At 56.7% G+C, this 19,064-nt stretch carries 17 protein-coding genes and 2 pseudogenes; 7 read left to right on the top strand and 12 right to left on the bottom strand.

Annotation, left to right across the window (positions count from 1 at the left end):
• Window positions 1–13: 13 nt before the first annotated feature.
• The 7 genes from FPT12_RS09885 to FPT12_RS09855 all read right to left on the bottom strand — a co-directional run bounded on the left by FPT12_RS09885 (window position 14) and on the right by FPT12_RS09855 (window position 8,007).
• The gene (locus tag FPT12_RS09885; protein ID WP_145016083.1) at window positions 14–1,117 is read right to left on the bottom strand and encodes an ABC transporter ATP-binding protein; all 1,104 of its coding nucleotides are present in this window, start codon (window positions 1,115–1,117) and stop codon (window positions 14–16) included.
• Window positions 1,118–1,152: 35 nt separating this feature from the next.
• Window positions 1,153–1,983: a carbohydrate ABC transporter permease gene (locus FPT12_RS09880; protein WP_145016082.1), complete on the bottom strand. Its 831-nt coding sequence runs from the start codon at window positions 1,981–1,983 to the stop codon at window positions 1,153–1,155.
• Between the two features lie 8 nt (window positions 1,984–1,991).
• Window positions 1,992–2,918 carry a carbohydrate ABC transporter permease gene (locus FPT12_RS09875; RefSeq protein WP_145016081.1) on the bottom strand — a complete coding sequence of 309 codons (927 nt, stop codon included), beginning with the start codon at window positions 2,916–2,918 and terminating at the stop codon, window positions 1,992–1,994.
• A gap of 180 nt (window positions 2,919–3,098) precedes the next feature.
• A complete protein-coding gene (locus tag FPT12_RS09870) occupies window positions 3,099–4,409 on the bottom strand; it encodes a sugar ABC transporter substrate-binding protein (RefSeq protein ID WP_145016080.1) in 1,311 nt (436 codons plus the stop codon).
• A gap of 172 nt (window positions 4,410–4,581) precedes the next feature.
• Window positions 4,582–5,487: an AraC family transcriptional regulator gene (locus FPT12_RS09865; protein ID WP_145016079.1), complete on the bottom strand. Its 906-nt coding sequence runs from the start codon at window positions 5,485–5,487 to the stop codon at window positions 4,582–4,584.
• Between the two features lie 137 nt (window positions 5,488–5,624).
• Window positions 5,625–6,503, bottom strand: a complete 879-nt coding sequence (locus FPT12_RS09860) for a phospholipase (protein WP_145016078.1) — start codon at window positions 6,501–6,503, stop codon at window positions 5,625–5,627.
• 211 nt (window positions 6,504–6,714) lie between these two features.
• A complete protein-coding gene (locus FPT12_RS09855; RefSeq protein ID WP_145016077.1) occupies window positions 6,715–8,007 on the bottom strand; it encodes a glycosyltransferase in 1,293 nt (430 codons plus the stop codon).
• Window positions 8,008–8,188: 181 nt separating this feature from the next.
• On the opposite strand from FPT12_RS09855, the gene FPT12_RS09850 reads away from it, so the two are divergent.
• Complete coding sequence (locus FPT12_RS09850; protein WP_145016076.1) at window positions 8,189–9,067, top strand: GntR family transcriptional regulator; 879 nt, start codon at window positions 8,189–8,191, stop codon at window positions 9,065–9,067.
• A 2-nt stretch (window positions 9,068–9,069) separates the two neighbouring features.
• Here the strand turns inward: FPT12_RS09850 and FPT12_RS09845 are convergent, their stop codons facing one another.
• Window positions 9,070–9,432, bottom strand: a complete 363-nt coding sequence (locus FPT12_RS09845) for a response regulator (protein ID WP_145016075.1) — start codon at window positions 9,430–9,432, stop codon at window positions 9,070–9,072.
• A 193-nt stretch (window positions 9,433–9,625) separates the two neighbouring features.
• Here FPT12_RS09845 and FPT12_RS09840 point away from each other — a divergent pair, with 193 nt between their 5' ends.
• The 4 genes from FPT12_RS09840 to FPT12_RS09825 are packed head-to-tail and all read left to right on the top strand — an operon-like array spanning window position 9,626 to window position 15,562.
• Window positions 9,626–13,114: a response regulator gene (locus tag FPT12_RS09840; protein ID WP_145016074.1), complete on the top strand. Its 3,489-nt coding sequence runs from the start codon at window positions 9,626–9,628 to the stop codon at window positions 13,112–13,114.
• Window positions 13,115–13,936, top strand: coding sequence for a protein-glutamate O-methyltransferase CheR (locus FPT12_RS09835; protein WP_145016073.1), 822 nt, complete (start codon window positions 13,115–13,117; stop codon window positions 13,934–13,936).
• On the top strand, window positions 13,926–15,140 hold the full coding sequence (locus FPT12_RS09830; protein ID WP_145016072.1) for a hybrid sensor histidine kinase/response regulator: 1,215 nt from the start codon (window positions 13,926–13,928) through the stop codon (window positions 15,138–15,140). The genes FPT12_RS09835 and FPT12_RS09830 overlap by 11 nt, the downstream gene beginning before the upstream one ends.
• 44 nt (window positions 15,141–15,184) lie before the next feature.
• Window positions 15,185–15,562, top strand: coding sequence for a response regulator (locus tag FPT12_RS09825; RefSeq protein WP_145016071.1), 378 nt, complete (start codon window positions 15,185–15,187; stop codon window positions 15,560–15,562).
• Window positions 15,563–15,596: 34 nt separating this feature from the next.
• Here FPT12_RS09825 and FPT12_RS09820 read toward each other — a convergent pair whose 3' ends face one another.
• The 3 genes and pseudogenes from FPT12_RS09820 to FPT12_RS09810 all read right to left on the bottom strand — a co-directional run.
• Window positions 15,597–16,652: a tetratricopeptide repeat protein gene (locus FPT12_RS09820; protein WP_145016070.1), complete on the bottom strand. Its 1,056-nt coding sequence runs from the start codon at window positions 16,650–16,652 to the stop codon at window positions 15,597–15,599.
• A gap of 91 nt (window positions 16,653–16,743) precedes the next feature.
• A pseudogene (locus FPT12_RS09815) lies at window positions 16,744–17,055 on the bottom strand (aminodeoxychorismate/anthranilate synthase component II); the annotation flags it as partial.
• Window positions 17,052–17,258 (bottom strand): annotated as a pseudogene (locus FPT12_RS09810) (chorismate-binding protein); the annotation flags it as partial. The pseudogenes FPT12_RS09810 and FPT12_RS09815, both read right to left, overlap by 4 nt.
• A 66-nt stretch (window positions 17,259–17,324) precedes the next feature.
• On the opposite strand from FPT12_RS09810, the gene FPT12_RS09805 reads away from it, so the two are divergent.
• Window positions 17,325–17,606, top strand: a complete 282-nt coding sequence (locus tag FPT12_RS09805) for a hypothetical protein (RefSeq protein WP_371922536.1) — start codon at window positions 17,325–17,327, stop codon at window positions 17,604–17,606.
• 18 nt (window positions 17,607–17,624) lie between these two features.
• On the opposite strand, the gene FPT12_RS09800 is transcribed toward FPT12_RS09805, so the two are convergent.
• Window positions 17,625–18,056, bottom strand: a complete 432-nt coding sequence (locus FPT12_RS09800) for an Lrp/AsnC family transcriptional regulator (RefSeq protein ID WP_145016068.1) — start codon at window positions 18,054–18,056, stop codon at window positions 17,625–17,627.
• A gap of 200 nt (window positions 18,057–18,256) precedes the next feature.
• On the opposite strand from FPT12_RS09800, the gene FPT12_RS09795 reads away from it, so the two are divergent.
• Window positions 18,257–18,976, top strand: a complete 720-nt coding sequence (locus FPT12_RS09795; RefSeq protein ID WP_145016067.1) for a YitT family protein — start codon at window positions 18,257–18,259, stop codon at window positions 18,974–18,976.
• Window positions 18,977–19,064 lie beyond the last annotated feature (88 nt).

Below are 19,064 nucleotides of genomic sequence, written 5' to 3'. Positions count from 1 at the left end.
CGGGTCTCGGCAATCAGGCAGCGGCGCACAACGGTCTGGCCACCGCCACCCCGTTGGCATCGAATAAGTGGCAGTGTTCGGCGTCCAGGTGCAGGCTCAGTTGTTCGCCATAACGGCTCGCCAGATCCCCGCGAATCCGCATGGTCAGGGCTTCGCCAGAGGCGGTCAGAACGTGGCAGAAAGTGTCGCTGCCCAGGCGTTCGCTGACGTCGGCGGTGACCTGCAAGGTGCAGTCGCCGGGTAACGCGAGGTTCAGGTGTTCCGGGCGAATACCCAGCGTCACCGCGCCGCCGATGCTCAGGTTGGCGCCACTGAGCGGCAATGTGATACGGGTGCCGGCGTCCAGTAGCACTTCGCAGTTCTGGCGTTCGACACGGGTGACCCTGCCCTTGAGAAAGCCCATTTTCGGGGTGCCGAGAAAGCCTGCGACAAACAGGTTGGCCGGCTGGTGATAGAGCTCCAGCGGTGAGCCGACCTGTTCGATCCGGCCACCGTTGAGTACCACGACTTTGTCAGCCAGGGTCATGGCTTCGACCTGGTCGTGGGTCACGTAAATCATCGTCGCCTGCAGTTCTTTATGCAGCCGCGCCAGTTCCAGGCGCATCTGTACCCGCAAGGCCGCGTCGAGGTTGGAGAGTGGCTCGTCGAACAGGAAGATTTTCGGGTTGCGCACAATCGCCCGGCCAATCGCTACGCGCTGACGCTGGCCACCGGAGAGCTGTTTCGGCTTGCGTTCGAGCATCGGCCCGAGTTCGAGAATCCGCGCCGCTTCGTTGACCTTTTTCTCCACTTCAACCTTGTTCACTCCGGCCAGGTCGAGGGCGAAGGACATGTTCTTGCGCACGCTCATGTGCGGGTAGAGGGCGTAGGTCTGGAACACCATCGCCAGGTCACGCTTGGACGGGCTGATTTCGGTGATATCGCGTCCGTCCAGTTCGATGGTGCCAGCGCTGACTTCCTCCAGACCGGCGATCAGCCGCAGCAGGGTTGATTTACCACAACCGGACGGGCCGACGAAGACCACGAACTCGCGGTCGTTCACTTCAAGGTCGATGCCTTTGATGATGGAAAAGCCTTCGAAACCTTTTTGCAGATTCTTGATTTTCAGGTGGGCCATGACGGGCCTCCGCTTTTAATGATTCGAAAGGGGCGTTATTTGACGGCGCCGAACGACAGACCGCGCACAAGCTGCTTTTGACTGATCCAGCCAAAGATCAGAATCGGTGCGCAGGCCAGGGTCGAGACCGCCGACAACTTGGCCCAGAACAACCCTTCGGGACTGGAGTACGAAGCGATCAATGCGGTCAGCGGCGCGGCTTTCGACGAGGTCAGGTTCAGCGACCAGAACGCCTCGTTCCAGCACAGGATCAACGACAGCAACACGGTCGATGCCAGGCCGCCCTTGGCGATCGGCAGCAGCACCCGAACCATTTCCTGCCACAGCGTGGCGCCATCCAGGCGGGCGGCTTCGAGGATGTCCTTGGGAATGTCCTTGAAGTAGGTGTAAATCATCCAGACCACAATCGGCAGGTTGATCAACGTGTAGATGATGATCAGCGCGATCCGCGTATCGAGCAGGCCGAAACTCTTGGCCAGCAGGTAGATCGGCATCAGCACGCCGACTGGCGGCAGCATCTTGGTCGAGAGCATCCACAGCAGCGTGCCCTTGGTGCGCTGGGTTTCGTAGAACGCCATCGAGTAGGCCGCCGGCACGGCGATCAGCAGGCACAGGGCGGTGGCGCTGAACGAAATCACCACCGAGTTCCAGGCGAAGCTGAAGTAGCCACTGCGCTCCTCGATGTGCAGGTAGTTCTCAAGTGTCGGTGTGAAGATGAACTGCGGCGGCGTGGCGAACGCATCGATTTCGGTTTTGAAACTGGTCAGCACCATCCAGAAAATCGGGAAGAAAATCAGGATCGCGATGGCCCAGGCCAGAGTGCCGAGCAGCAGGCTTTGCAGACGACGGGATTGTTGAAGAGTCATGGCAGGCCTCAGGCTTTGTCAGTCAGGTTTTTGCCGAGCATCCGCACCAGGATGATCGCCGCGATGTTGGCAATCACCACCGCGATCAAACCACCAGCCGAGGCCATACCGACGTCGAACTGCACCAGCGCCTGGTTGTAGATCAGGTAGGCGAGGTTGGTCGAGGCGTAGCCGGGGCCGCCGTTGGTGGTGGTGAATATTTCGGCGAATACCGAGAGCAGGAAGATGGTTTCGATCATCACCACCACCGCAATCGGTCGCGCCAGGTGTGGCAGGGTCAGGTGCCAGAAGATCGCGATGGGGCCGGCACCGTCCAGGCGCGCGGCTTCTTTCTGTTCCTGGTCGAGCGACTGCATGGCGGTCATCAGGATCAGGATCGCGAAGGGCAGCCATTGCCACGAGACAATGATGATGATCGACAGCAGCGGGTAGTGCGCGAGCCAGTCCACCGGTTGTGCACCGAAGAGCTTCCACGCGGCAGCGAGAATCCCCGAGACCGGATGGAAAATCAGGTTCTTCCAGATCAGCGCGCCAACGGTGGGCATGATGAAGAACGGCGAGATCAACATCACCCGCACGATCCCGCGGCCGAGGAATTCACTGGCCTCCAGCAGGGCGCTGATCAACACGCCGAACACCACGCTGATCAGCAGCACGCTACCCACCAGCAACAAGGTGTTGGTGGCGCCGGGCAGGAAGCCCGAGTCGGTCAGGAAGTAGCTGAAGTTCTCCAGCCCCACGAACGCGTTGTCGCCGGGATAGAGCAGGTTGTAGCGGATCAGCGAAAAGTACAGGGTCATGCCCAGCGGCACGATCATCCACAGCAGCAACAGGGCTACCGAAGGGCTGACCAGAAACCAGCCAGGGTTGGTCAGCCGGCTTTTACGCAGCGGCGCCGGGATTTCCATTTGTGCTTTGAGAGTCGAGGTATTCATGGCGATCACTTACTCGTTGTGCAGCGAGTTTCGTGTGGCGAGGGAGCTTGCTCCCGCTCGTGGGCGAAGCCCACGCCAATCTCGTCGATGCGTTCGCTGACAAAGCGCATTCACCGTTTTTGGGGCCGCTTCGCAGCCCAGCGGGAGCAAGCTCCCTCGCCACAATTAGCTTTCTGCAGGTTACTTGGGATAACCCGCGCGCTTCATTTCACGTTCGGTGGTTTGCTGGGCCGCCGCCAGGGCCTGGTCGACGGTGGTCTGGCCGATCAGTGCGGCGGAGAACAGCTTGCCGACCTGGGTGCCAACGGCCTGGAACTCAGGAATGGTCACCAACTGGATGCCGATGTAGGGCACCGGTTTGAGGGTCGGTTTGCCCGGATCGGCAACCTTCAGCGATTCCAGCGTGACCCTGGCGAACGGCGCGGCATTCATGTAGGCCTCGCTGTAGGTCGAGGCGCGAGTACCAGGCGGCACGTTGGCGATGCCGTCCTTCTCGGCCACCAGTGCGCCGTACTCTTTGGAGGTGGCCCAGGCGCTGAAGGTTTTTGCCGCGTCCTTGGCTTTGGAGCTGGTGGGGATCGCCAGCGCCCAGGAGTACAACCAGGCCGAGCCTTTGTCGGTTACTTGATGGGGCGCGTAGGTGAAGCCGACGTGGTCGCTGACTTTGCTTTGGGTCTTGTCGGTGACGAACGAACCGGCAACGCTGGCGTCGACCCAGATCGCGCACTTGCCGCTGTTGAACAGCGCGAGGTTCTCGTTGAAACCGTTGCTGGAAGCACCCGGCGGGCCGGATTTTTTCATGGTGTCGGCGTAGAAGTTCAGCGCGTTCTTCCACTCGGGACCGCTGAATTCCGGCTGCCACTTCTCATCGAACCAGCGTGCGCCGTAGGCGTTGGCGATAGTGGTGATCAGCGCCATGTTCTCACCCCAACCGGCCTTGCCGCGCAGGCAGATACCGTATTGTTCCTGGTCGGGTTTGTTGAGTGTGCTGGCGAATTCACCGATCTGCTCCCAGGTCGGATGCTCGGGCATGGCCAGGCCTGCGTTCTTGAACAGATCGGTGCGGTAATAGGTCATGGAGCTTTCGGCATAGAACGGCAGGGCATAGAGCGTGCCCTTGACCGACAGGCCTTCACGCACGGAAGGGAATACGTCGTCGAGCGCGTAACTGGCGGGTAGATCCTTCATCGGTTCCAGCCAGCCCTTGGCGCCCCAGAGTGCAGCTTCGTACATGCCGATGGTCAGCACATCGAACTGGCCGCCCTGGGTGGCGATGTCGGTGGTCAGGCGTTGACGCAGGACGTTTTCTTCCAGTACCACCCAATTGAGCTTGATCTCCGGGTGCTCGGCCTCGAAGGTTTTCGAGAGCTTTTGCATGCGGATCATGTCGCTGTTGTTGACAGTGGCAATGGTCAGGGTCTGTGCGCCAAGGCTGACGCTGCTGAGGGTCATGCAGGTACAGGCAAGCAGAGCTTTTACAGAGGGTTTCATCGCGCACTCCTCTTCTGAACCCAGGGGGTAGCAGAAGGACAGTTATTGTTTTTGTGTCTTCCGGAGGTAGGAAGAATCTGAGGCTGATTACAGCCTTCAACACACGCGATGACAAATCGTTGGTAGCACTTGCGCTGATACTATTTTGCACTGCAAAACCAGGGTCGTAGCTTTAACCGAGATTTTGTTCGGTCAAACGCTGCACCGCCAATCGACGGTAATGGGAGGGAGTCATGCCTTTGAGTTGCTGAAAACGCCGGTTGAAGTTGGAAATATTGTTGAAACCTGACTCGAAACACACATCGGTCACCGGTTTATCGCCATCGGCCAGCAACTCGCAGGATTTGCTGATGCGCAAGCGATTGACGAACTCGATGAAACAGCGCCCGGTCGCCTGCTTGAAGACTCGGGAGAAGTAGGTCGGTTTCATGCCCAGGTGCTCGGCGACTTCTTCCAGCGGCAGTTCGCGAGCGTAGTGGGCAAAGATGTAATCCACCGCCCGGTTGGTGCGGTCGATGTTGTGTTCGTCGGCCAATTGCGGCGTGGTGGCGCCGGACAGCAACAGGTAGTCGTCGGTGGCCGCCAGCAACTCCAGCAGAATGAAAAAGTACCCGAGGCGGGTAACGCCTTTGGCGTCGGCAATCCGCTGCATCAGGTCCATGGCCTGGCGGATCGTGTGTTTACAGCGAAACTCGATGCCGTACTGCGCGCGCTCCAGCAAGGGCGTCAGGCTTTTGAGCTCGGCGAACACCTGGTGGCCACTTTCGAACAACTCATCGGTGAAGTTCACCAGCATGTCGCGCTTGGGCACCAATTCGTCTTCGGCCACCTGGCTGATCCAGTTGTGGGGCAGGTTGGGGCCGGTCAGAAACAGGGTTTCGGGATAAAAGTTGCCGATGTAGTCGCCGATGAAGACCTTGCCCGAGCTTGCGACAATCAGGTGCAGTTCGTATTCCTTATGGAAATGCCAGCGCACCAACGGACACGGGAATCCATGCTGGCGATAGATGATGGACAACCCGTTGTGGTCGTCCATCAATTCATAGGAGGGGTCGGTGACTCTGGCTGATCTCGACATGGCGGGGCGCTTATATTGTTATCGCCTCTTGATGATGCCTTCTGCTGAGGCCCGGTGCCAGTCTGTCGATCGCCAAACCCGTGGTCCGGCTCGCAAGGAATCCTGCGCGGTGAAGAAGGGCGTGTGTCTAGTGCCGATTACTTCTTGAGCAACCCCTTGGACACATTGACTTCCCAGCAGTAATCAATCAGCCGAGACTCCTCAATGAAGTCGGCATTGATAATGCTGCACTTGGGTGCCCAATCGGAATCCGGGCCAAACCATTCATTCAGGTGCTCAGTTATCTTGTATACCCCCGGCAGCGCCTGATAACTGGTGGCCGATAATGACCAGGGCATGACCCCCGACGGCGGCGAAACCATGACGGACGCGATGTGCTCTTTCAGTTCACTAGGGGAAGTCAGGTCGCTGCCACTCCACTTATGGCGGATGTTTGGCCAGAACACCTTCCGATCCAGATCCGGGTGTGAACGCGCGGCGATCATCACGCGTTGGGTTCGGCTAAGTGCCTTCAGACGACCCAGCGTCAGGTGCCGGTTGTCATAAGGGATGAAGCGATGACCGAGAGCAGCCAGTATTTCATCGTTGAACGTCTTGTAATCAAAAGGCTTGTCGGCAGTACCTTCGACGTGGTGGATATCCAGAATGATGAACTCGTCGGGGTTTTGCTCGAGGAAAAAGTCCAGGGACTTGATCAGGTAACTGACCGGCCGCCCGCTCACCGGGCCATGAGCAGCCTGAAATTTTTTGATGCCAAGCCAATGTTCATCCGACTGAAGTCGCAGGTCGAACGCCCTGACGCCCTGGTTCAATTGCTGGATGAACGGCCCGTTCTGGCACACCACCCACGGGGCCAGGAGGCGATGATGTGGGGGGTAGGAGAAATCATCGTCCATCCCGGAATTGTGCGACCCCGGCCAGACAATCTCGCCGAGTGTCAGTGAGTTCATGCTCGTACTGCTGCTCATCCAGTTCTGGTAACGGTATGTGTTGTGAGTTACGGATTGAGTTGTCATTGCGTCTTCCTTGACATAAATAAAACACTAAGTGCGATAGGTCGTGGTCGGGTGTTCCGGAGTGTGCCGGGCCACTGGAGCACTTATAACCAGCGGAGCACTTATAACTCAGTTGTTTGTGTTTTCCATCACTGGAAATATCGGGAACACTATAATGAGCAACGTTCATCGCTGTATGGAAGTTGCTGTAACTCAGTATTGATAATAATAATTAGCGCGTGCTGTTTTTCGCTTCGATCCATTGCGCCATATATTGAGTGCTTTTATGGTGATGATGACGGAGCATACTGCCCGTGAAGTTATTCCTGCGCAGGTGTTCCAGGTTGTTGCGGCAGCCGATCAGACGCTCGATCAGCGCCGGACCATGAACGTGCTGCCGATAATGGACTGCCAGCAAATGCCGTCCGTGTTCCTGGGCGTCGATCCACTGCGTCTTGTCCTGATAGAGCTGCACGGCTGCGTCGGCGAGGGCACTGGCCGACTCGGCAATCGCCCCCGGCCAGGGCAGGCCACCGCTCATACCCTCGGCACCGATCGGCGTGGTGACATTCGGTGTGCCGCACAGCATGGCGTCGACAATCTTGCCCTTGATTCCGGCGCCGAAACGTAGCGGCGCCAGGCAGATTCGTGCCGCTGACATGACCTGCAAGGCGTCTTCGGCCCAGTTCATCACGTGAAATCCCTGAGCCGGGTTGTGCAGTGCGGTGGCCTTGGGCGGCGTGTAGGCGCCATAAATGTGCAGTTGCGCACCCGGTAGTTGTTGCCGGATCAGTGGCCAGAGGGTGGTTTTCATCCAGAGCACCGCATCCCAGTTCGGTGCATGGCGGAAATTACCGATGCTGAGAAAGTGCGCGCGGTCTTCGAACGGTGTGAATGGCTGAGTGATCGGGTCGATCATCAACGGGCACCAGTGGAGCAACTGGCGCGGTAGTTTGAACTGCTCGACCAGTAACTCGATTTCCACCTCCGAGATCATCAGGTTCAGGTCACAGCGGAACAGCGCGGCAATTTCGCGCTTGGCCAGATCGGTGTCGGCCATGAGTTCGAACTCTTCACGCAATGCCGGGGCGAACAACCCGCTGAAGTCATTGGCGTCGTCACTGGCCTTCAGGCGGTCCTTGAGTCGCTGGTGACGGGCGTGTCGCAAGCTCTGCAGGTCGGAGGTCTCAAGTACGCGCAGGGCATTGGGGCAGTGTTTCTCGACGCGCCAACCGAATTGTTCTTCCATCATGAACTGGTCGAACAGCACGATGTCCGGGGCCAGTTCGCTAACGAAGGTATCGAAACTGCTGTTGTTCAGCTCGATGGGGATTTCACGAATACCCAACTCCGCCAAGTCTGCCTTGTGTTCACCGACACCCGCCGGGCTGCTGAACGTGATGTCCCAGCCTTGCTGCAAAAACGTTTCAAGGATTTGCATCACGTGTCCGCTGGCCGCGGATGAGCGCGGTTCGGGCCAGACGTAACCAATGACCAGGACTTTGGTTGCGTTGGGCTGACTCATGAACGGAATTTCCTTGATGCAGACAGACGACAGAGGGAGAAACGAGGGGCGCAATTAAACCACAGTTGGCGGTGTTCATTATGCCCGGCAAGCGCTCAACGGTGCGTTATGCGCTTGTATTGACTGGAAGTTTCCCGATTCATGAGTTAGCGTCTGACAGCTGATTCATGGACGTTTTTCAATGACCCAACCCACCGCACTTCAGACTAAAGTTGCCTCGCAGATTCTTGCGGCGATCCGGTCTGGCGAGTTAACACCCGGCAGTCACCTCAAAGAGGTCGAACTGGCCGAGCGCTTTGGCGTGTCTCGCTCGCCGATTCGAGGGGCGCTGATCTATCTGGCGCAAGAGCGGGTGATCGGACGATTGCCCCATCAGGGTTACTGTGTACTGGATACGCCGCTCAGCGATGAGTTGGCCAAGGTCAGTCTGCCGGTCGGTGAGGATGAGGAGCTGTATCAGCGGCTGATCGATGATCGACTGGCTCAGGCGATTCCCGATCAGGTCATGGAGAGTGATCTATTGCGTCGTTACGGCGCCAGTAAAGCGGTATTGCGCCGTTGCTTGCTGCGGTTGTCCGACGAAGGCGTCATGCAGCGCAAACACGGGCATGGCTGGATGTTTTTGCCCACGTTGAGTTCAGCTGAAAAGCGCTTCGAAAGTTATCGCTTTCGCATGCTCCTGGAACCTGCGGGCTTGCTCGAACCGACCTTCAATCTGCCGCGTGAACGTCTACAGCGCTGCCGTGAAAAGCAGCAGGCGCTGCTCGAAGGCACTCCCGACAGCCTGAGCTTTTTCGAAGCCAACGCCGAATTTCACGAGTTACTGGCTGCTGTGTCCGGCAATAGCTTCATCCTGCAAACCGTGCAGCAGCAAAACCGCCTGCGTCGGCTGACCGAGTTTCATACAGTGTCGAACCTGGAACGGGTCCGCACCTCCTGCCGTGAGCACCTGGAAATTATCGACGCGCTGGAGCAGGGCGATCGGGAATGGGCGTCGACCTTGCTGTACCGGCACTTGAAAGTGGCCAGTACCTTGAATGAAGTGCGCAAAAAAAACTGAGCTCAAGCCGCGAGCATGCTCAGGACCTTATCGCGCAACTGCTCGATAGAGAACGGCTTGCCAATCACCGACATGCCCTCCGGCACTTCGATACTTTCCGCATAACCACTGGCAAACAGAATCGGCAATGTCGGGTGCAGTACGCGCGCCTGTGCGGCCAGCTCCCGGCCATCCATCTCCGGCAATCCCACATCGGTCATCAGCAGATCGATGATTTGCGCGCTATCGTTGAGCAGGGCGAGCGCTGCTTTGCCACTGTCGGCCTCCAGCACCTTGAACTCGAGTTCTTCCAGTACGTCGACGATCAGCATGCGCACAATGGTATCGTCTTCGACTACAAGGATGGTGGGCGCTGTGGCGGACATGGTGGTGGCTCTCGGAAGAAGGCGGTCGGTCACAGGTTGATTGTAGTGACCGGCGTGAGTCGACAGGGTAATCGTTCTCTCTGAATCATGCAGAACGACGCAGGATATTGCCGGCAAGGTTGTCAAAAAAAGGATCCAAGAGGCGTTTATGGAGCAAACTCCTTCACTCACGACGGTTAACCAAGGCCATCCAATGACTTCTTCGTCTTCGGTTGATGAGCAAAGTTTCCGCAAACTCCTGAGCCGTAACCTCAGCTTGCCGCTGGGTGTGGGCGTACTCAGTGCTGTGTTTTTTGTCTCTCTGATCACCTATTTGTTGTCGGTGGTCCAATGGGTTCAGCACACGGATCGGGTGATCAATAACGCCAACGAAGCGCTAACGCTGACGGTCGACCTGGAAACCGGGATACGTGGCTTTCTGCTGTCGGGGGACGAGCATTTTCTCGACCCTTATGAAACGGCCAAGCCGCGGATCATTGTGGCGCTCAAGACTTTGCAGGAACTGACGGCCGACAATCCACCACAGGTCGATCGGCTGCGCAGGCTCGAGGCGTTGCAGGTTGAGTGGAACGATTACGCGCAGACAATGATCGATTTGCAGCACAGCAGTGGTGATTACCGAGCGGCTGTGAAGTCAGGCCGGGGCAAGCGTCTGACCGATGAAATTCGCAAGCAGTACGAAGAGGTCATCGACCTGGAGCAACAGTTGCGCTCCACGCGCAACGAAGAGGTTCGACGCACAACGATCTGGAGCATTTCCCTGTATTTGTTGTTTGTGGCCGGTATCAGTGGTTTGCTGGCCTATGTCGGTCGGCGCGATTTGCTCAGTCTGTCGAACAGTTACAGCGCCAACCTGGCCAAACAACAGGAGAGTGCGCAACGTCTGGAACAACAAGCCTGGCTGCGCAATGGCCAAACCGAGTTGGCGGAACAGGTGCTTGGGCAACTGACGCTGAACCTGCTGGGTCGTAATATTCTGCAATTTTGCGCGCAATACCTCGGCACTGCCGTTGGTGCGATGTATGTGAAAGAAGAGCACGGAGGCCTCACGCGCATAGCCTCTTATGGTTTCTCCCGCGAGCAGGAAGCGCGCGAGCAAGTGATCGACAGTGGCGAGGGTATTACCGGCCAAGTGGCACAACAAGGTCGGCTGGTTCGTCTGGGTGAAGTGCCAGCCGGCTATTTCAAAGTCAGCTCGGGGTTGGGTGAGGGTGTGCCGTGCAGTGTGCTGGTGGTGCCGACCCGTGATGACGATCGGGTCAACGGTGTCATCGAACTGGGGTTTCTGCGTGCCCTGACCGAGCGCGATGTCGAGTTGCTGGAGCTGATAGCCGGGAATATCGGCACCTCCATCGAAGCGGCGCGTTATCGCCAACGATTGCAGGAAGTACTCGCCCAGACCCAGCAACTCAATGAAGAGTTGCAGGTGCAGCAAGAAGAACTGAAGACTGCCAACGAAGAGCTGGAAGAACAGTCGCGGGTGCTCAAAGAGTCGCAGTGGCACCTGGAGACTCAGCAGGCCGAGCTTGAGCAGACCAACGAGCAACTGGCTGAACAGGCTGAATTTCTGGCCGAGCAACGCGATGCAATGGATCGCAAGAACGGCGAGTTGAACCAGGTCCAGGTACAACTTGAGGAGCGTGCACAAGAGTTGCAGCGCTCCAGCCAGTACAAATCCGAATTCCTCGCCAATATGTCCCACGAACTGCGCACGCCGCTGAACAGCTCGTTGATTCTCGCCAGGTTACTGGCAGAGAACCCACAACAAAACCTTAGCGCGGAACAGGTGACGTTTGCCGAGTCGATCTACTCGGCCGGCAACGATTTGCTCAACCTGATCAACGACATTCTCGATATTTCCAAGGTCGAGGCCGGCAAGCTCGAAATACGCCCGGAGAATACCAGCGTCGCGAAGTTGGTCGATGGCTTGCGTGGCATGTTTGAACCGTTGGCAGCGCACAAGCATCTGGCGTTCAACGTTGAACTGCAAACGGATGCGCCGTTGACGGTGTTCACCGATCGTCAGCGTCTGGAGCAGGTGCTCAAGAACCTGTTGTCGAACGCTATCAAGTTTACCGAGAAGGGTAGCGTCAGCCTGACGGTCGCCAGGCAGCCGGGCGAGGGCATTGCTTTTATCGTTCGTGACTCGGGTATCGGTATTTCCAGCGATCAGCAGGAAGGTATTTTCGAGGCCTTCCGTCAGGCCGATGGCAGCACCAACCGTCGTTACGGTGGCACGGGGCTGGGCTTGTCGATTTCGCGCGACCTGGCAGCGTTGCTCGGCGGCTCGATCAGCGTCATCAGCGAGCCGGGGCAGGGCAGCTCATTCACGCTGGTGTTGCCTGTGCAGTATGTCGACCTCGGCGATGAGCCGCGTGAGCTGCTGAAGATCGTACCGGATGTCGTCGCTCCCAAGGTGACTGCCGCGCCTGCACCGCTGATCGTTGAAGCGAAGATTCCGCGCTTTGCCGATGACCGTGGCAATGCGCCGTTCACCAGCCGTTGCATTCTGGTGGTGGAAGATGAAGTGAACTTTGCGCAGATCCTCTTCGACCTGGCCCATGAACTGGGCTATCAATGCCTGGTGGCTCACGGCGCCGACGAAGGTTACGACCTGGCGACACGCTTCATGCCAGATGCGATCCTGCTGGACATGCGGCTGCCGGACCATTCCGGGCTGACGGTGTTGCAGCGCCTGAAAGAACATGCCGAAACCCGGCACATCCCGGTTCACGTGATTTCCGTCGAGGACCGCGTTGAAGCCGCCATGCACATGGGCGCCATCGGTTATGCGCTCAAGCCGACCACCCGCGAAGAGCTCAAGGACGTATTCGCGCGACTGGAAGCCAAGTTGACGCAAAAGGTCAAACGCGTATTGCTGGTGGAAGACGATGACCTGCAACGCGACAGCATTGCCCGGCTGATCGGTGACGATGACATCGAAATCACCGCTGTCGGCCTGGCTCAGGAAGCGCTGGACCTGCTGCGCGAGACGATCTATGACTGCATGATTATCGATCTGAAATTGCCGGACATGCTCGGCAACGATTTGCTCAAGCGCATGTCCACCGAAGACATCTGCTCGTTCCCGCCCGTGATCGTCTATACCGGGCGTAACCTGACCCGTGATGAAGAGGCGGATCTGCGCAAGTATTCACGCTCGATCATCATCAAGGGCGCACGCTCGCCAGAGCGTCTGCTCGACGAGGTGACACTCTTTCTGCACAAAGTCGAATCGCGGTTGTCCCATGAGCGGCAAACGATGCTCAAGACTGCCCGCAGCCGCGACAGGGTTTTCGAAGGCCGCAAGGTGCTATTGGTGGATGATGATGTGCGCAATATTTTTGCCCTCACCAGCGCACTGGAGCACAAGGGCGCTATTGTGGTGATTGGCCGTAACGGTCGTGAAGCGATCGAAAGGCTCAATGAGGTGGATGACATCGATCTGGTGCTGATGGACGTGATGATGCCGGAGATGGACGGTTTTGAAGCCACCCTCGAGATCCGCAAGGACCCGCGCTGGCGCAAGCTGCCGATTATTGCGGTGACGGCCAAGGCCATGAAGGACGATCAGGAGCGCTCCCTGCAAGCAGGCTCCAACGATTACCTGGCCAAACCCATCGACCTGGATCGCCTGTTTTCGCTGATTCGCGTGTGGTTACCGAAGATGGAACGTATCTAAGTGGAGAAAGATATCGACATCGAGCTGCGGTTGCTGGTCGAAGCGATCTACCTCAAATACAGCTACGACTTTCGTGATTACTCCGGTGCTTCGATCAAGCGTCGGGTCAATCACGCCCTGCATCAGTTCGAGTGCAAGACCATTTCTGCGCTGCAGGAGCGGGTGCTGCACGACCCGACGGCGTTCATGCAGTTGCTGCAGTTGCTGACGATTCCGGTCAGCGAGATGTTTCGCGACCCGGCGCACTTCCAGGCGATTCGTCAGGAGGTGGTGCCGCTGCTCAAGACCTATCCTTCGATCAAGATCTGGATTGCCGGGTGCAGCACGGGCGAAGAGGTCTATTCGATGGCCATTCTGCTGCGCGAAGAGGGCTTGCTGGAGCGCACCATCATTTACGCCACTGACATCAACCCACGCTCGCTGGAAAAGGCCAAGCAAGGGATTTTCTCGCTGGCGAACATCCGCGCCTACACCCATAACTACCAGCAGGCCGGTGGTCAGCGCTCGTTCGCCGACTACTACACGGCAGCGTATGACCACGCGATTTTCGACAAGACCCTGTGTGAGAACGTGACCTTCGCCGATCACAGCCTGGCGACTGACAGTGTCTTTTCAGAAATTCAATTAATTTCATGTCGTAATGTATTGATTTACTTCAATAGAAAATTACAGGATCGCGCCTTCGGGCTGTTTCATGAGTCGCTGTGTCATCGTGGTTTCCTGGTGCTGGGCAGTAAGGAAACCCTGGACTTCTCGACCTATGGCAAGCAGTTCGAACCTTTGGTCAAACAAGAACGGATCTACCGCAAGCATGCTGAGTAATATCCAGGCCAAATTGCTGATCGTCGACGATCTGCCAGAGAACCTGCTGGCACTCGAAGCGTTGATCACGCGTGAAAATCGCACGGTGTACAAGGCGCTATCGGCGGACGAAGCCTTGTCATTGCTGCTGCAACACGAGTTCGCCATTGCCATCCTCGATGTGCAGATGCCCGGCATGAACGGCTTCGAACTGGCCGAACTGATGCGCGGTACCGAGAAAACCCGGAGCATTCCGATTATTTTCGTCAGTGCAGCAGGGCGCGAGAGCAATTACGCGTTCAAGGGTTACGAAAGTGGCGCGGTGGACTTTTTGCATAAACCGCTGGATGTCCACGCGGTGAAAAGCAAGGTCAACGTGTTTGTTGACCTGTACCGACAGCGCAAGGCGATGAAGCTGCAGGTCGAAGCCCTGGAGCAAAGCCGTCGTGAGCAGGAGGCGTTACTCAAGCAATTGCGGGCCACTCAGAACGAACTGGAGCAGGCCGTGCGCATGCGCGATGACTTCATGTCGATCGTCGCTCACGAGGTTCGTACGCCGTTGAACGGGCTGATCCTCGAAACCCAGCTGCGCAAGATGCACCTGGCCCGGGACAACGCTGCGGCGTTTACCCTGGACAAGATGCACGCGATGGTCGACCGCGATGAGCGGCAGATCAAGAGCCTGATTCGCCTGATCGAGGACATGCTCGATGTATCGCGAATTCGCACCGGCAAGCTGTCCATTCGCCCCAGTCGTTTTGACCTGGTGCAGTTGACGGGTAACCTGTTGCAGAATTTTGCACCGCAGGTGGAGTCTGCCGAGTCGTCGGTGACGTTTGTCGCTCCGCAACCGGTGGAAGGCAATTGGGATGAGTTTCGCATCGAGCAGGTGGTGTCCAACTTGCTGACCAACGCCCTGCGTTACGGTGCCAAGCGTCCGATCGAGGTGCGCGTGTACAGCCAGGACGGCGAAGCGCGGATGGAGATCAGGGACCAGGGGATTGGCATCAGTGAGGCAAACCAGAAACGTATTTTTCAGCAGTTCGAGCGTGTGTCAGCGAAAACCGTGGTGGCCGGACTGGGCTTGGGGCTATTTATTTCCGAGCAAATCGTCGCCGCCCATGGCGGATCCATCACCGTTGAGAGCAAGATTAATCAAGGCTCGTTATTTCGTGTTTGTCTACCGCTGCAGGAAAATAGACAAAGCAACGCAACCTCTGTGTGAGCGCAGGGTCGTATCAGCAGCTATTGACCGAACAAAGGCTTCCCATGAGTGAAGATGCACAAGACGTCGTATTGATCGTTGAAGATGACCCCTCGATCCTGATGGTGCTGACCGCCTACCTGTCGGGCGAAGGCTATCGGGTATTGCAGGCTGAAGATGGCGAGCAGGCGTTCGAAATTCTGGCGAGCAAGCCGCACCTGGACATGATGGTCACGGATTATCGTCTGCCCGGTGGCATCTCCGGGGTACAGATTGCCGAACCCGCGGTGAAGCTGCGACCTGAGCTCAAGGTGATTTTCATCAGCGGTTACCCGCAGGAAATTCGTGAGTCTGGCAGCCCGATCGCGCAAAAGGCGCCGATCCTGGCCAAGCCGTTCGATCTGGATGAGTTGCAGGTGTTGATGCACGAAATGCTTTCGTAGGCCCCATTCAATACCCCGAGCTGCGGTGTTTCTTTTACAATCCCTGCTGCAACGCCGGGTCATCCGGATTCATCTGCTCAAGCTGTGCCAGCAGCACCTGAACATTCTGCAGCTGGCCGCTTTCCTTCCAGTAGTTGATCAGTGTTACCCGCGCCTTGCGATCGGCCGGGTGACGCTGAACGATTTCTTGAAGCTGCTTTTGCGCGGCTTCGAGTTCTTCCTGGCCGTGCAAGGTGGTTGCCAGGTCGTAGCGATATTCCCTGTTGTCGGGCGCAAGTTCTACTGCTTTTGAAAGGCCAAGCAAGGCCAGCTCGTTTTGTCCGTGATGCAGTAACCACAACCCTAAAGCATGCTGCAGATAGGCAGAGTCAGGTTGGGCCTGCAACTGCTTGGCCAGCATTTGTTGGGCGGCATCGGCCTGGCCCTGTTTATCCAGTACCTCGATCTGTACCACCAGTGCCGGCAGGTTGCCCGGATCCAGGCGCAAGGTTTGATCGAGCGCTTGCTGTGCTTCTTTCAATTGCGCGTTATGCAGATGCAGGCGAGCCAGTTGGTAGTGGGTCTCGGCGCTTTCGGGCTGACTGTTCAGCGAGTGCTCATACTCATCGATGACCTGCTGCAAAGGGCCGAAGTACAACCCCAGGTCATCCGGTGAAAGCCCCAGCAATGCGTTCGCAGTGGCAAAACGCACGGCTTGCTCGCTGTCCTCGAGCAGTGGCCCGAGCAACAGGCTGCGTTGGCCATTGGGCACCAGCCCGACAATGCTTTTGATCGCCGCCTGACGAACCTCAGCCACCGGATTCTGCAGGTCAGCGTCCGCCAGTTTCAGTGCCTGCGGGCTAGGGTAATTCGGCAGTTCGGCCAGCAACAAGACACGGCGGGTGTCCGACAAGTCCGGACGTGCCAGTTGCTGATAAAGCACTCGCGCCGCACCGGGTTGGCCGTTGCGGGCCTTTTCCATGGCGTCGTGATAGCCCTGCTTGATCGCGGGGGGCACTTCTGGCGTCGTACTGCGCAGAGAAAACCAGGCAATGCCGACGGCAAACAGGACAAGCAGGCTGATGTACAGGTAGCGGCGAGGCATGGGCATGCAGGAATCCGGAATCTGACAGTGTTTGCAAAGCTGCCAGCATCGGTCAGCTGGCGCTGCGAGTCAAACCCGGGACGTGGTTAAACGCATACTTGCCGTGCATCACGTGCGGGGCCCGGCAAACTTCGGCACCGAAGGCCAGGCCGATGGCCTGATGACCCAGGCATACGCCCAGCAGCGGCATACGCTCTAGCAAGTGCCTGATCACTTCGATGTAGCCAACGTCGGCCAGATGCCCAGGTCCAGGGCCCAGCACGCAGAAATCTGGCGAGAAAACCTCAATGCGCTGGATGAGGTCCGGCACGTCGTGACGCTCGACGCGGGTTTCCAGCCCGAGTTGTTCCAGGTACTGGCTGATGATGAAGACGAAGCTGTCATAGGCATTAATCAGGAATACTTTCACAGTGCGATCTCCTTGCCGGTCACCGCCCGGTATACAGAACCCATCTTGTACAACGTCTCTTTCCACTCCATCTCGGGAACCGAGTCGGCGACCACCCCGGCGGATGCACGCAAGTGGTAAGTACCCTCGTCGAAGACCGTCGAGCGAATGCACAATGCGGTATTGACGCTGCCATCAAAACCCACCAGGCCCAGGGCTCCGGCTGGTGGCGAACTGCGGGCTCCGGCATGTCGACCTTCGGGGCGGCCGCGCAGGCGACATTGGAGCATTTGAGTGGCGACAATATTTTTCTTAGCGCCGATGGCGTTGTTGCAGAGTTGGGGTTCTGCGAAGCCAGTGCCGACCAGGCTTACCTCAAAGAAAACATGATCGGGCAAGCAGCACAGACCTTCGTGCTGGCTGACGCCACAAAATCAGGGCGCGCCCTCCAGCAATATTGGTCTCCCCTCAAAGGGCCGTGGACGTTGATTACCGATTCAGGGGCAGATGAATCGCTGCTGGCGCCGTTCCGGGCACACAAAATGATCACCCTTGAAATAGCCAACAGCTGACTCTTCTATGTACAAGGCTCAAGGGACAAGCTTTCTTCTCTCGATAGGGACAGACAAGACAATGCTTGTACGTGTCTCACCGTACGCGTTGATCTTCGCAATGATATTTTCGATATCGGCCATTGACCTGGCATAGATCCTGATCAGGTAGGAGTCGTTACCCGTGACGTGCAGGCACTCAACGACTTCGGGTATGTCATTGAGCGTCGCTATCAATTTGGATTTCGCAGGCTTGAGGGTGGTCATGCCGACAACAGCAGATATGCCGAACCCTAGCTTGGTTGGATCTAACTGAGCGCCATACCCCTTGATGACCCCAGAGTCTTCGAGCTTTCGCAACCGATCAGTGGTGGCGGGAATAGAAAGACCTGCGTGCTTGGACAACTCTGTGATGGAAATGCGACCAAAGTCCTGCACCTTCCCCAAGATTTTTATGTCTATACGGTCCATGTAAGTTCCCCCGGCAAAAAGTATAAATTTTAATGAAAAGCACGCGGTTTTCATTAAAAAATAATGCACCAAAATAAAGCAGAGTGCTAGTCTATTTGCAGCCCGGTAAAGCCTAACAAGAACCCGGGCAATCAATAGCTCTGAATCTTTAGCGTTACGCGCCGCATAATAAAATATTCTCCTCCAGGGATGGTGTTCGTATGGAAGATGAAAAAACAAAGCGTGAAAAAAAATCCTTTCCATCATTCGCGAGTTATATTGGAACGCAAGTCCTAAGTTTTCGTGATTTCAAGATGGATCAGATTTTTATGTATCTGGCTGGGGTCGCCCTTTTCTCGGTGGGGGCCAAGCTTTTCATAGTCAGTCAACTGGGGACTGACCCCTTAGATGTCCTGATCATCTCGATAAATAAAATACTCATGCTCGGAATGGGTGTTTGTTCGGGTATCGTTTCTCTATTCTTTCTGTTGTGGTGGATGCTCTGGAACAAGAAATATCCTCCGATAAGCCCATTTATTACAACCACACTTACAGGTCTGTTGATTGACCTCTGGTCCGTGCTGGGGCTTGGAGAGTATTTGATTGTCAGAGTGAATGAGTACACGATGTTGGCGATGGGTCTGGTGCTGTGTGCTTATTCGTCTGCACTGATTATCATGAGCGGTATTGGTATCAGAATCATGGACCTTGTGGTGCTTACCATGGTGTCCAAATGGGCGTGGTCATTCACCAAAGCCAAAATGATAATTGAAATTGGCATCTTTTCAACCGGATGGCTTTTAGGCGGGCCCTTCGGTGTGGGAACCATAGCATTCTTGTTGATCATAGGCCCTCTTATACAGCCATTCATGAATATAAACGCCAGGCGTTTTTCACTTAAGAATTATGGATTGACCAGCGTTTCTTCCGCCTATCAATAACTACTAGGGGATTGCTGCCGCTGTGGCGGCGGGATTGTTTCGCCTCGACTATTTCAACCGATAATATTGACAGCAACTTCCGTGAGAT

The sequence above is a fragment of the Pseudomonas sp. H3(2019) genome, from assembly GCF_007713465.1.
Classification (GTDB): domain Bacteria; phylum Pseudomonadota; class Gammaproteobacteria; order Pseudomonadales; family Pseudomonadaceae; genus Aquipseudomonas.
Note: the sequence above shows the minus strand (reverse complement) of the source record. Positions and strands in the feature narration are given on the sequence as shown.